Annotated in this window: 10 protein-coding genes and 1 pseudogene; all 11 read right to left on the reverse strand. The window is 52.3% G+C overall.

Annotated elements, in window-relative coordinates:
• Positions 1–116 precede the first annotated feature (116 nt).
• A complete protein-coding gene (locus E1757_RS10960; RefSeq protein ID WP_133227722.1) occupies positions 117–1,013 on the reverse strand; it encodes a cation diffusion facilitator family transporter in 897 nt (298 codons plus the stop codon).
• Positions 1,014–1,425: 412 nt separating this feature from the next.
• Positions 1,426–1,555 (reverse strand): annotated as a pseudogene (locus E1757_RS10965) (ammonium transporter); the annotation flags it as partial.
• 45 nt (positions 1,556–1,600) lie between these two features.
• A complete protein-coding gene (locus E1757_RS10970) occupies positions 1,601–3,691 on the reverse strand; it encodes an alpha-glucuronidase family glycosyl hydrolase (RefSeq protein ID WP_133227724.1) in 2,091 nt (696 codons plus the stop codon).
• A 69-nt stretch (positions 3,692–3,760) separates the two neighbouring features.
• On the reverse strand, positions 3,761–4,747 hold the full coding sequence (locus E1757_RS10975) for a DUF4432 family protein (protein ID WP_246079165.1): 987 nt from the start codon (positions 4,745–4,747) through the stop codon (positions 3,761–3,763).
• A 32-nt stretch (positions 4,748–4,779) separates the two neighbouring features.
• Entirely contained in the window at positions 4,780–5,787 is a 1,008-nt protein-coding gene (locus tag E1757_RS10980; protein WP_133227728.1) for an aldo/keto reductase, read from the reverse strand.
• A gap of 51 nt (positions 5,788–5,838) precedes the next feature.
• Positions 5,839–6,867, reverse strand: coding sequence for an aldo/keto reductase (locus E1757_RS10985; protein WP_133227730.1), 1,029 nt, complete (start codon positions 6,865–6,867; stop codon positions 5,839–5,841).
• A 104-nt stretch (positions 6,868–6,971) separates the two neighbouring features.
• Entirely contained in the window at positions 6,972–8,159 is a 1,188-nt protein-coding gene (locus E1757_RS10990) for an enolase C-terminal domain-like protein (RefSeq protein ID WP_133227732.1), read from the reverse strand.
• Positions 8,160–8,191: 32 nt separating this feature from the next.
• Positions 8,192–9,073 (reverse strand): SMP-30/gluconolactonase/LRE family protein, encoded by an 882-nt coding sequence (locus E1757_RS10995; RefSeq protein ID WP_133227734.1) that lies wholly within the window; start codon positions 9,071–9,073, stop codon positions 8,192–8,194.
• On the reverse strand, positions 9,070–11,574 hold the full coding sequence (locus E1757_RS11000) for a glycoside hydrolase family 2 protein (protein WP_133227736.1): 2,505 nt from the start codon (positions 11,572–11,574) through the stop codon (positions 9,070–9,072). Before E1757_RS11000 ends, E1757_RS10995 begins: the two co-directional genes overlap by 4 nt.
• Before the next feature lie 50 nt (positions 11,575–11,624).
• A complete protein-coding gene (locus E1757_RS11005; RefSeq protein ID WP_246079138.1) occupies positions 11,625–12,443 on the reverse strand; it encodes a carbohydrate ABC transporter permease in 819 nt (272 codons plus the stop codon).
• A 2-nt stretch (positions 12,444–12,445) separates the two neighbouring features.
• Complete coding sequence (locus E1757_RS11010; protein ID WP_246079139.1) at positions 12,446–13,348, reverse strand: carbohydrate ABC transporter permease; 903 nt, start codon at positions 13,346–13,348, stop codon at positions 12,446–12,448.
• Positions 13,349–13,373: the final 25 nt, after the last annotated feature.

Raw genomic sequence — 13,373 nt, forward strand, 5'->3', positions numbered from 1 at the left:
TTGAAAACTATGCACCTGGCTGAGGTGCTGGCGTCTGCTCACTGACGAACGACAAAGAACCTTAAGCCCCGATCCAGGTTTTAAGGTTCTTTGCATAAATTATGGGAATGAATAAGCTAAGTTGTTTCTTTGTACCAGGGATTCAAATGAACCAATACTTCCTCGACATCAGAATGCTGATCCATGATCGTTTGCTTAATGTGCCGGGAAATATCATGTCCCTCCTGAACGCTAAACTCCGCCGGAACGCTGACTCTAACATCAACTATAATGTAATGTCCATGGTCCCTGGCACGGATTCGGTCTATTCGCTTAACATCCGGTACCGATCGGACCAGTTGAATAAAAGCGTTCATTTTGTCCGAATCGATGTTCTTCTCCATCAAAACGCCAATCGATGATTTCCCCATATGAACGGCCAATTTCAATACAAAAAAAGCGACGACAATTCCTGCGATCGGATCTCCATAGGACAGGAAGGCGATTTGATAATAATCTCCGATCATGGCCAGCCCAATCCCGATGACAGCCGCAATCGATGCATATACATCGGCCAGATGATCGTAGGCCGTGGCGATCAAACCGTTGCTTTTCATCTTTTTCCCGATTGACATCGTGTAGATGTAAAGAATTTGTTTCAAAATCAATGAAAACGCCGCAGCTGCTAGGGCAATGAAGGTAGCTTTATGCGGCGGCTCAAAAAGAACCGTTACGGAATGGTATCCCATATAAACGGCAGCCAACGCCAAAATAATGGCGACAATTCCCGCACCGATCACCTCCGCTTTTCCGTGTCCGTAAGGATGATCCTCATCGGGAGGCTGCTTCGATACGCGCATAGAACTGAGTGCCGCCCCGGTTGCAACCACATCCCCGGCATTATGAACGCCGTCAGCAATCAATACCGGACTGTTGAACAATACTCCAACCACAAATTTGATGGCGGTTAATACGATATTGCTGATCAAGCTGATCCAAATAGCAAAAGCCGACTGTTTGTTTTCACGGATCATATCTTTTTCATCCCCCGAGAAATTATTTTCAATTGCATTCATCTTAACTATGAGCGGGATGATCAATCTTCAAGCAGGCCGCGTTGAGATGATTTCAATAATATACTTTCATAATACTAACTTACTGATACCGGGTGGGTCTAGAGAAACAGTTTTAGTCCACAACTAAAAGTTATGATACGGTTTAAAATGTTGTATTCATGAAACAAACCAAGGGTAAACGGATTCGCCGTTCTTCCTGGTTATCCACAGAAATTGCTGCGCATAATTTCCCAAGCAAGCATGAACGAGCAGGCGCCAAGGCGCCTGCTCGTTCATGCTTGCTTTTCACAATGGTGCTGCCCGCTTCATTCCCGTTTACCCAACAATTCAGGCAATTATGAGGCCCGCGCTCCCGCCCCTTCCTTCAACTGCTTAGCACGACGACGATGCTCGCAACCAAGCCGATCACGATTGCAGCCCATATTTCCACGAACGTGCAGGAGGCTGTTATAATAACCAACCCGGCCCACCCCATTCAGCATCGCGCCAATAACCGATTTAGCCCGTTACCGGTGTGACAATCGCTTTACGCTTCCAGCGCAATATTATGAATTGGGCCTGCTTACGAAAGCGATATCCTCCTCGATTTGCGGCCGGAACAACTCCCAACTAAACAGCGTTTCTCCCAAATGCATCAAAGGCTGCGGCTTGTAGCGGGATTGCGTGACCCGGATCAAGTCTTCCCAATGCTTGGCCGCATGCGGCGCTTCCAGCCATTGACGAGCTTGATCGCGGTCGCTCTCCATCCCGGTTTTCTCATACAGCGCGTAGCTGACGCCGGCCCGAAGCTTGGCGGCAAAATAAAGGCTCAAGCAGGCCCATGCCTTGGCATCCAATATTTCGGAAGCAAGCGCCGGCGATTCATCCGTAATGGCGGACAAAGCCTTCAGGCCCTGCTGCGCATCCGCTTCCAGCGCATCGGCCAATTGGAGCGGCGTAACGAAGCCTTCCGTGGACTGCGAGCGGGTCAATCGATCTGCATAGTCGCGCAGGGATAAATATGACGGATCGAAGGTTTGGCTTTCCAGCAAATCCTGCAGCGATATGAAAGCTTGGCCCGAATTGTATTCGGCGCGGTTCGTTGCCAGAAACCCTTCCGCATACAAAGTGAAATCCCATGTAAATTTATAGAAGGAAGCGAGCGCCATTGGCATTTTGCAAACGGATGAGTAGGCGCTCAGCAGCTGCCGGCCCGCCTGCTCCCCGTAACGCAGTCCAAGCGCATCCTCGAACACTGGATCGGGCGTCTCCGGATCATACAGCAGCCGGCCCCACAGCATATAGTACAGCCAATGCTTTTGGAAGGCATAGGTCCAGGTCATTTGCGGGCTGTCCTCGATATGCGAGTAGTCCTTGGCCGGTATAAAGCACTCGGAGCCCACATAATAGCCGCCTACATAATCATGGCTGTTCGCCGCCAAATGCGCGCGGATAAAGCCGGGCTGCGCCCAGCGAAGCGTGAAGAAATCTTCATTGCGAACCATCCATGTAATCTTGTAATGAGCCGGCGGCGGGTTCCAGTAGCCTTCCATCCCGTTGGAGCCGCCATGCGTAAGCAGCAGCTTCGTGGAAGAATAGGCGTGGGACCAGTTGAATTTGACCTCCACCCAGACGGGTTCGGGCATAAAGCCGTTGTTCTCTATCGAGGTTCTTGTGATCTGAGGATCCACGGAAAACGGCGCCCGGTGTATAAATTTGACGGGCCTACCCGCCTGTTTCATGCCTACATAGTAAACGTCCTCAATCCAGGCCTGCCTTTGTTCCGGGGTCATATTCTCCATTCGTTCCCCAAGCGATATGCCAAGCCCCGCCAGATCGGGATATTCATCGATCACTTGCGTGACGCATTCACGGTTGTACTGTTTGATTTGTTCCGTGGAGTAAGCGTCGCCAAAATAAAATTGCATGTCATCAATTGCATTCGGATCGTAATGCTCCCGGAAAGCTTCGGACACAAACACGTTCCAGTTGATCAAATACGTTTCAATGCCGCGGTCCAGAGCCATCCGAAACAATGAAGTCCAATAGTACTTCCACTCCGCCAGCTCCTCGTCCGAAAAAGGGGTTGCCTCTGGGAAATGAACGGGCCGGATCATATACGGAAATGGATGCAAATTCCAAAGCGTCAGCACATTGTAACGGTTTTCCGCCATCATATCAAGAAAGCTTTCCCAGAAGCTGAGGTCGCGTACGGTTTCATGCTGCACATCAAAGCATGCGTTCATCCGGTAGCTCGACCAAGGCAAGTTGAATTTGAGCGCACGGAACGGAAACCTGGCATTGATTACGCATGCGGGAACTAGAGACACCTCCCGGCAATTGCGGAGCCGCTCGGCCAGTTCCAATACGCCGTACATGGCTCCCGATTCATCGTTTGCCAAAACATACAACGTCGGTCCGCCGCCGCGGGAATCGTGACGGATTTCAAAGCCCTCCTCGTTTACGGAAGTATCCGCCGATACACCGAACGAAGCGGCTTCCTGTGCCGAGCTTGCGATTACGATATCGTACCGCTGCTGTTGCTGCGGGTCAACCGTTTCAATCGTCTCTCCTATTTCAAGGATTGCCTCTGTCAGCTTGCGCATCGCAAAGCTTACTCTTGGCGATTGGTTGGGAAAGGCTACAGCAAGGGTCACATCCAATTCTCCTCTCTCATGTCGCAGTCATTTTGATCGTATCATAGGCATGGTGTATTTTAAAAGACTTTAATCCGTTTCAAAAAGGGTGCAGCCATAGCGGGTCCCATATTGCTGCTCCGGCTTCAATTCCCGGTAGGTGCCGTGCTGCAGCGAATGATCGAAATTGGCAAAAGCATCGTTGGAAGGCTCGATGCCAACCGTATACATTTCATCGGCATTGTAGCTCCAATAGCGGATAAACGGAAAAGCATCCAGCTCCCAATGGAGCTGAACCCCGACTTTTTTATGGCGGTTAATGAGCTTGGCCCAAGGCTCGCGGATATGCTTCAGTACGGTAAATATGTGCTCGTTCGTTCCCCTCGGAAGTACCTCGCGGAGATTTCTGCATGTGCCGTCAGGCAATGCGATCCGCTCGGGCGGTTCCTCGAAGCGGCTGAAATCGTTTTTATAGGAGCTATCATAATGCCGCGCGTGAAAAGCGACGCAGTCCGGAAATTCGATGGATACATGCTCATCCAGAAATTGCCCTCCGAAGGCGGCATGCTGCGTCCAGGAAAACTGTACCGGGGCTGTGCCGGTATTAAGGATGCGCTGATCAATGTATAACTGTGGATCTCCCTGCTTGACGGTAAACGTTTTCTCAATAAGAAAAGGAATGTCCTGCAGTTGAACGAAGCAGCGGACTGAAGCGGAATCTGCCGCGGGCAGAATCTCGTATTTCCAGGGAACCGTGGCGGCGATGCCGCCGGTATCCTGGGTAATATCGAGCTCCAAATATTTGGCACGGTGCGGGAGGCAATCCTGCCAGCCTCCCGTGAACAGCTCCGAATAATGCGTCAATCTGCGCTTGGCAAGATTCCGGCGTTCGAAGGCGGCAAGCCCGTTGTTCGTTTTAAGCAGGAAATCGATATCGAGAGGCTTATAAATCAGCTCGTAAATATCGGCGCCTTTACCGGTTAAAATGCGCACCCGCAGCAGAGCGTTTTCCAAAGTGACGGTTTGAACCCCAGACGCGACGGATTCCTGGACCGTGCATTCGAAGCGATTGGACATCACGAATCTCTCCCCTTATCAATCTTTTAAGCTTACGTCTTTTTGAACATCGACAGCTCGTTGACTGCGGGAAAAATGTCATCCAATTGCATCATAATCGATTCATCCAGCACGATTTCAACGGCGCGCAGCGTGTCATGCAGCTCTTCGACGCTGCTCGGTCCGATGATGGGGGCGGCAATCGCCGGATTGGCCAGCAGCCAGGCCAGAGCGACATGCGCTTCCTTCTCCCCGATTTCCCGGCATAAAGCGGAAAATTGCTCCATTTGCGAACGGTGCGTCGCCAGCAGCATTTGCGCATCTTCCGTAAGCGGCCGTTTCAACGGCTTCGTTACATCTACGGCCAGCAAGCCTCTGGCCAGCGGACTGAATACCGTCACGCCGATACCCAGCTCCTTGGCGGTCGGCAGCACCTCCGTTTCGGGAAACCGGTTCAGCAGGTTGTAGCTGTGCTGCTCCGATATGAGCCCCATGAAGCGCCGCGCCTTCGCTTCGGATTGGGCGTTCATCAAATCTCTCCCGGCAAAATTGGAGGAGCCGATATAATCCACCTTGCCATGCCGAACCAAGCCTTCGAACGCCTCCCACAATTCCTCCCACTGTACGTTGCGGTCCACGTGATGCATTTGGTACAGCTCGATATGGTCGGTTTGCAGCCTTCTGAGCGAAGCTTCCACATGGCGGCGTATTTTGTACAACGACAGCCCCTGCGCCTTGTTCGGACCGTCCAGCTCGTCGAGCTCGAACACCCGGCCGACCTTCGTGCCGAGCACTACTTTCTCTCTGCGGCCGCCGCCCTGGGCAAACCAGCGGCCGATCATTTCCTCGGTGGCTCCGCGATGTCCGATACCCCCGTATACATTCGCGGTATCAAAAAAATTGATCCCGGCGTCCAGGGCGGCATCCATAATCCGAAAAGCTTCCTGTTCGGAAATATTGCCGTATTCCCCCTCTTTCGTAGACAAGGCCCCAAACGCTGCGGTACCTAAGCATAGACGGCTTACCCGCAGTCCGGATTTTCCCAAATAACCGTATTTCATCGTCCGTTCCTCCCCGTTCGAATATAACTGTTCCTCTCAAATTCACGATGCTCAGGTTTGCTTAAACATGGAAAGCTCCGACGTCTTCGGGAATATGTCATCCAGATTCTGCAGCGTGGCTGCATCCAGCTCGATATCGACCGCCCGCAGCACATCCTCCAGCTCTTCCACACTGCTCGGGCCGATGATCGGAGCCGCAATAGCCGGATTGGAGAGCAGCCAGGCCAGAGCGACATTCCCTTCCTTCTCGCCCAAGTCTCTGCATAACGCGGAAAACTGCTCCATTTGCGAACGGTGAGTTTCAAGCAGCATCGCCGCATCGTCCGTAAGAACGTGCATCACCGGTTTGGTTACGTCGGTGGCCAACAAGCCTCTCGCCAGCGGGCTGAATACCGTCACGCCGATGCCAAGCTCCCTGGCCGTCGGCAGCGCATCCGTTTCCGGAAAGCGGTTCAGCAGATTATATCCGTGCTGCTCGGAGATCAACCCCATGAAATGCCTTTCCTTGGCGGCGGCTTGAGCGCGAGCCATGTCTCTCCCGGCAAAATTGGAGGAACCGATGTAATCAGCCTTGCCCGAACGGACCAGACCCTCGAACGCTTCCCATAATTCCTCCCACTGCACATTGCGGTCCACATGATGCATCTGGTACAGCTCGATATGATCGGTTTGCAGCCTTTTGAGCGATGCCTCGAAATGGCGGCGAATTTTATACAGCGACAATCCCTGCGCCTTGTTCGGACCGTCCAGATCGTCCATTTCAAACACCCGGCCGACCTTGGTGCCGAGCACAACCTTTTCCCGCCGGTTGCCTCCCTGCGCGAACCAACGGCCGATGATTTCCTCCGTGATACCGCGGTGGCCGATCGTTTCGCCGCGGTGTCTGACCCCGCCGTATACATTGGCGGTATCGAAGAAGTTGATTCCGGCATCGAGGGCGGCGTCCATGATGCGGAACGCTTCCTTCTCACTGATACTGCCGTATTCGCCTTCTTTGCCGACCAAGCCTCCGAAGGCGGCCGTCCCCAAGCATAATCGGCTGACCCGTAATCCGGATTTTCCCAAATAACCGTATTTCATGCTTATTCCTCCCGTTATCCGCTAATAGAGACTGTCGATTAAGGACAGAAACCGGCATTGAAGACGACTTCGAAGCCCCTGATTCCGCCCTCTCCGCTATTTATTCACCGGACTTCTATAAGCTGTTTGCTTTCGAAGACGCTCTCATCCAGCTCAATGCCAAGTCCGGCTCGCTCCGGCAACTCAATAAACCCGCCATGCGGCCGCAGCTTATGCTTGTGAAAATGATCTTGCTGCCGCTGATACAGCACCAAATATTCGAGAAAAGGACATACCGAAGGCGGCAGAGATGCAATCACGTGCAGGTTCGGAATGACCGTGCAGCCGTGAGGTACGAATTGGACATCGTATGTTTCGGAAAGTACTGCGATTTTGCGCAGCTCCGTTATGCCGCCGGTCCAATCGGGGTCCGGCTGGACGTAAGCCAGCAAGCCCTGGTCCAGGAAAGGCTTGAAATCTTTCCGGGTGTACAGGTGCTCGCCTGCAGCCAGCAGCAGCGACCCGCGTTCCTTCAAAGCTGCGTAGCCTTCGATTTGATTCGGAACAAGCGGCTCCTCCAGCCAGAGCGGGCGCAATTCGCGCAGCCGGTCCATCATATCGACGGCATACGGCACATTCCAGCCCATCCAGCAGTCTAGCATAAAATCATGCCCGCTGCCGATCGCCTCGCGCACCTCCTGCGCCATACGGAGGTTGGCAGCCCTTCCTTCCCCTCCGCCGGACGGGCCGTGACGAAAAAACCATTTTTGCGCCGCAAAGCCTTCCCGGACAAAAGCCTTCGCCTGCTCGCCGACTTTCCCCGCTTCGAGCGGGAAACCAAGCGCGCTCGCGTACACGGGAATTCGCGGCCGTGTCGGCCCGCCGAGCAGCCGATAGACGGGCGCATTGAAATATTTGCCGCGCAAATCCCAGAGAGCGCAGTCTACCGCGCTGACGGCCATCATATAATAGCCGTTCCGGCCGTGACGGTCATGCCTCATCTGATCCCATAAACGTTCAACGTCCAGCGGATCTTGGCCCAACAAAAACGGCTTCAGTTTTTTGACGATGATGTCCGCCTGCTCCTCATAGACCATCGGGCCGTATATGCCTTCGAGTCCTTCATCCGTAACGATCGTGACATAATAGCGGACGATCGGCATCGTTCCCGACGAATCGTCCGTCTGCGGCGACGGATCGCGCAGCGCGTAGTCCGCATACATATCCAGCGGCGCCGCCGAGCGTGCGCGGTGCTCCCATTCTCTCGGCATGGACCCGCTCAATTTGAACGCCTGCACATCGGTAACTTTCAACAACAATCCCTCCCCGTCCGGATGAATGCGGCTTAGACCGCTCCGCGCACGTTAAGTTTAAGGCTGTACAACGACGATGTGGCCGTTATAAACAGCGTGTTGCCCAAAGGCGACTCCGGCGGTGTGCCGAAGCATAAGTTGGCGGCGACTTCCGGCAGCTCAATCCGGCCGAGCCGTTCGCCCGACGGCGCAAAAATCCAAATGCCTCCGGGGCCGGTAACGTAAACGTTGCCTCGCTCGTCGACTTTCATCCCGTCCGCAGCGCCGGGGCCCGCGGCGGTGTCCAACTCCGCAAACGGCCTGCCGTTGCACAGGCTTCCGTCCGGCGCCACTTCGTATACCTTCACGTTCTGCTCATTCGTATCGTCAATGTAAAGCAGCGATTCATCCGGCGAAAAAGCCAGCCCGTTGGGACGGTTGAAATCTTCCACGACGGCAGCCAGCGTATCCGTCTTCGGATCATACCGGTACACGCCGTTAAACGATAAATCTCTGGGGGCTCCCAAGGCTGTGCTGTACGGATCGGAGAAATAGATCGTTCCGTCTTTTTTCACAATTACATCGTTTGTATTATTGATCCGGCTTCCTTGATAGTGCGTAACCAATACGGTTACGGTTCCATCCTGTTCCGTACGCGAAATTCGTCGCGGCTCAGTCTCGCAGGACAGCAGCCGCCCCTCCGCATCCACGGCGAGGCCTACCGCACGGCCGCTCGGCTCGCGGAACAGCCGCAAGCCGTCTTCATGGCTCCAGGTGTAAATCCGGTAATTCATGAAATCGGTCAAATACAGCCGGTTCGTATGCGGGCACCAAGCGGGACCTTCGGCAAAGCCGAAGCCGGACGCCAGCTTCTGCGCCGTTTCGCCGGGTGAAATCAGTTCATCCAAGCGATCCGAATAGCGAATGATGTTCATCGTTCAAAGCCTCCTTCGGTTATATGCGGAGAATAATACGCCTTCGCCCTGATCGTGCCTTTGCTATGCTTGCCCATAATCTTCACCCGCTTCACCTCCCTGGGCAGCAGATCGAAGTAATTATCCTCGAACAGCCAGCCGAACTCATCACCCTCATGATCGCCGGAGAGCTCGATGCTTCTAGCAAAAGTATCGGTGGTCAGCGTCACGATATCCCCATTAATGTCCATATGCAATCTCGCTTCCGGAAAGCGCAGCTTTTTCTCGATATCGACAAAATCATTCGTTCTGGCAATTACGCCGCCTTCGCTGTCGATCAGGCAGGCGAACAAAATATATTCTCTTGAAAACTGCTTGAATGCGTTCAGATCGGTAACAAGCCGGGACTCGCCCGGCGCTGCGCGGACATCAGTTCTGATTTCCTGAACAAATTCATTTTTAACCGGGTTGAACAGCTTGATGAACAAGGTCCCCTCCACCTCGGAGGCGCTGTCGTTGACGATCCACATATAAATAAAGTTTTGCACTTCGAAAGAAAGCAGGACCGGCTCGTAGGCCCGTTTTACAGCGTAGTAAGGAATATACGGTTCAAAATAATAGTCAATCATGCTTCCATAAATAACCGGCCAAGTATCGTTCCAGCGGCAAACGAAATGCCCTTTGCAAATTCGTTCCCCGTCCGGGTCGCTTGCCGGTTTGCCCCGCCTGTTGTTCTCGAGAATTTTCCGCAAATAATAACCGTGGGCGGCGCCAAATTTATAGATGGCGGACTCCAGGCTGTCGGCGTCATAGAACAGCTCGATAGGCGGGATTTTTTTCCAGCCCATGGCAGAAGTTTGCTCAGTCCATGTGTCCGGCCACGGGTACGGGGACCGGCTCGTGATCATTCCCGAGTAGTCTGCCGGCCACGCTCTTGCTTCGCCCATATATTTGACAAAGCTTTTCATCGAAGGCGGCGAGGTCCTGATTTCCTCCGCAATCATGACGGGATAATCGGCTCCCGGCACGTACCACGTATTCGTATAGCTGTGCGTATCCCCTTCCAGCGGGTCATTGCAATATGCTCCGCCATACGGGGAATTGATATGATAATAGCGGTCGGGATCCAACGTTTCGCAGACGCTTTTATAATCCTCCAGAAATATTTCGCCGCCGATATACGGCACCACCGGCAGCTCGAATTCCGCTCCCATAAAGCATTCATTGCCCCCGCACCAAAACAATAGAGACGGATGATGCTTCAGCCGCTTCACCTGGTATTCGGCCTCTCGCCTGCACAATTCGCGGTATTCCTTCGTATCCGGGTACATCCCGTAATCGTGAAAAAATTCCTGCCAAATCAAAATTCCCCGTTTGTCCGCTTCTTCGTAAAACGAGTCGCCGTACCGGTCGGCGCCGCCCCAAATCCGCTGCGCGTTCATGTTGCCGTTTTCCAGCAAATCGAGCAGACGGTTCGATTTCTCATCATCCCAGCAATGCGTGATGCCTTGAATTTGAACCGATTGGGCTCCCCACAGCTTCACCTGTTTTTGGTTAATCCAAAAATCGAACGGCTGCACCATTTGCACATCCCGGAAGCCAATTCGTTTCACTACGCTGTCTTTCGTTTCATCGTTTGCAACCAGGCTTACGGAAATTTCATAAAGCGGCTGCTCCCCATAGCCTCTCGGCCACCACAACTGCGGACGATTGACAGCCAATTCGGCATTGTGGCTCCAGGCTTCCGCGGAATCGCTATGAACAAAGCCGATGTACTGCGCCGCAGTTTGCCTATCGGGACCTGCGACGGTAATGAGTACAGACGCTCCTGCAACAAGTCCTGAGCCGTGCACATTCACTGTCACGCTTCCCTGCCCGTATCCATCGGACAGCCGGGACGCAATATCGGTTTCTGTAATTTCCATTCCATCCACGATTTCGAGGCACACGCGGTCGTAGATACCGATGCGCGTCAAGTAAGGCTTGGCGCCCAAATAATCGGTGAAATCCTGATCATTTTTGCGAATCAGCCGGCTTCGTCTAATTTTACCGGTCCATTCCTCCGGATATTCCGCATGCTTCATAAATTCGTAAGGCGAATGGAAATGGAGCAGCAGCAGGTTCGTTTCCTGCAGCAGCTCTGTTACTTCCACCCTGAGCGGCAAATACATATCGTTATGGTAGGCCAAATGCTGCCCGTTCAAGTAAATATCAACCAGCGTATCCAATCCTCTAAAATGGAGATACGTCCTGTCCCCCTGCTTCCGTCCGGAAAGTCCGGAAAATTCCAGCTTATATAGCCAATCATGCTCCGCCACCCATAAGCATTCCTTGCCTTTTCCGTACAAAGCGGGGTCCTCAATCAGACCTTCCTTCAGCAATATCTCATGCACTTGGGCCGGAACGGCGGTTTTAATCCAGCCGTGCTCCCCGTTAAGTTCGCCCGTTTGCGGATTTAAGCTTTCGGAGGGGACGCATTGTCTGATCTCCCAGCCCTCGTTTAACTCTGTAATGAGCTTCATTGTTTTAAGTCTCCTTGTTTTATTTCAGTTGCCAGAAATCGAGATGACCGTTATCCCTTGATGCTGCCTCCGACAAGTCCTCGGATCAAATGCTTGGAGCCGAAGCCGAACAAAATGAGGATCGGAATCGTCGAAAGCGCGAGCGCCAAGATGCGGGCTGCATAATCGGTGCGGTATTCGCTGCTTAACAATGAAACGGCAAGCGGAATCGTATACAAGCTTTCCTTATTAATGAGCACAAGCGGAGTCAAGTAGTTGTTCCACGACCAGAGAAAAAACAGCAGGGACAATGTAATGAGCGCAGGCCGGATCACCGGCAAAATAATGCGGGCGAAAATTCCGATATCGCTGCACCCGTCCATCCTGCCGCTTTCTATAATTTCATTGGGTACGGCGGATGAAATATATTGGGTCATCCAGAACACGCCGAAAGCGTTCGCGATCCCCCCTATAATTAAAGGGTACAGCGTATTGACCAAGCCTAAATAGCGCATTTCCACGACAAAACCGACAAGGCCCAGCTGCGGAGGAATCATCAGCGTCGCGATGATGAACATATATAATGTTTTTTTGCCTTTAAACTGATATTTGGCGAAAGCGAAGCCCGTGACAGCGCTGACCAGCACGGCCAAAGTCGTGTTAACTACGGCCACAACCAGACTGTTTAAATAAAATTTGAAAAAATTTTGCGCCAGCACCGACTTTAAATTTTCGAGTACGTAAGTGCCTGGCCATATTTTGAGACCCGTATACAGATCCTCGCTTACGTAAGTGCCCATTATGATCATCGTATAAAACGGAATCAACGCGAACAAAGATAAAGCCGTCACGAAGAAATATACCGGCAATTTTCCAATAGCTCTGCTCAAGGTTACGATTCCTCCCCGCGGTTCATCATTTTCATGGAGAAAAAGGAAAAGATGGATATGACAATAAACAAGCTGTAGGCGATCGCCGAGCCGTAGCCGAATTCAAAGTTGTGGAACGCCACATCGTAATATCTCATGACCACCGTCAAAACGGCATGCTCGGGGCCGCCGATCGGCTGCGATGCGGATTGGAACAGGAGCTGGGGCTCGTCAAACAACCGGAACCCGTTAATGATGCTTGTCGTGACGACAAATAGCATAATAGGCCGCAGCATCGGCAGCGTAATGTGAATAAAGCTGTCTATCCATTTAGCCCCGTCGATCTTCGCGGATTCGTACAGCTCCTCGGGAATCGTCGACAAACCGGACAAGAATAGCACCATTTTATAGCCGTAAGCCGTCCAGCTTTGCATAATGATGACGACCAGCCTCGCCGCCCACGGGACGCCAAGCCAATATACGGCATCGATGCCCATTTTACCGAGTACAGCGTTCACCGAGCCGTTCTTCCAGTCGAATAAAATCTGGAATATGATCCCAATAGCGACCGGGGTCGTTATATACGGCAGGAAGTTAATCAGTTGAAGCGCATTTCGCGATTTGCGGAAAAAATCTTTCAAAAATACGGCAAGTAAAAGTCCTAGCGCAATTTCGATAGGAATCGTGATCATAATGATCAGAAAGGTGTTGAACAATGATTCGTAAAACAAACTGTCGTTCGTAAAAATGCGGATATAATTGCTGAAGCCGACAAAAGTCATATCGGTAATGCCGTCCCATTTCGTAAAGCTGATGACAAGCGAGAACAGGATCGGAAACAAACCGAACGCCAAGTACAATAAAAAATACGGTGTCAACAGCAAATAAGGTGTCGCTCTTCTTCCCATCCTTTGCAAACCACTCACCTTCTATCTCCATGTTGGAATGAAG

It is taken from the genome of Paenibacillus piri, from assembly GCF_004354045.1.
Lineage (GTDB): Bacteria > Bacillota > Bacilli > Paenibacillales > NBRC-103111 > Paenibacillus_S > Paenibacillus_S piri.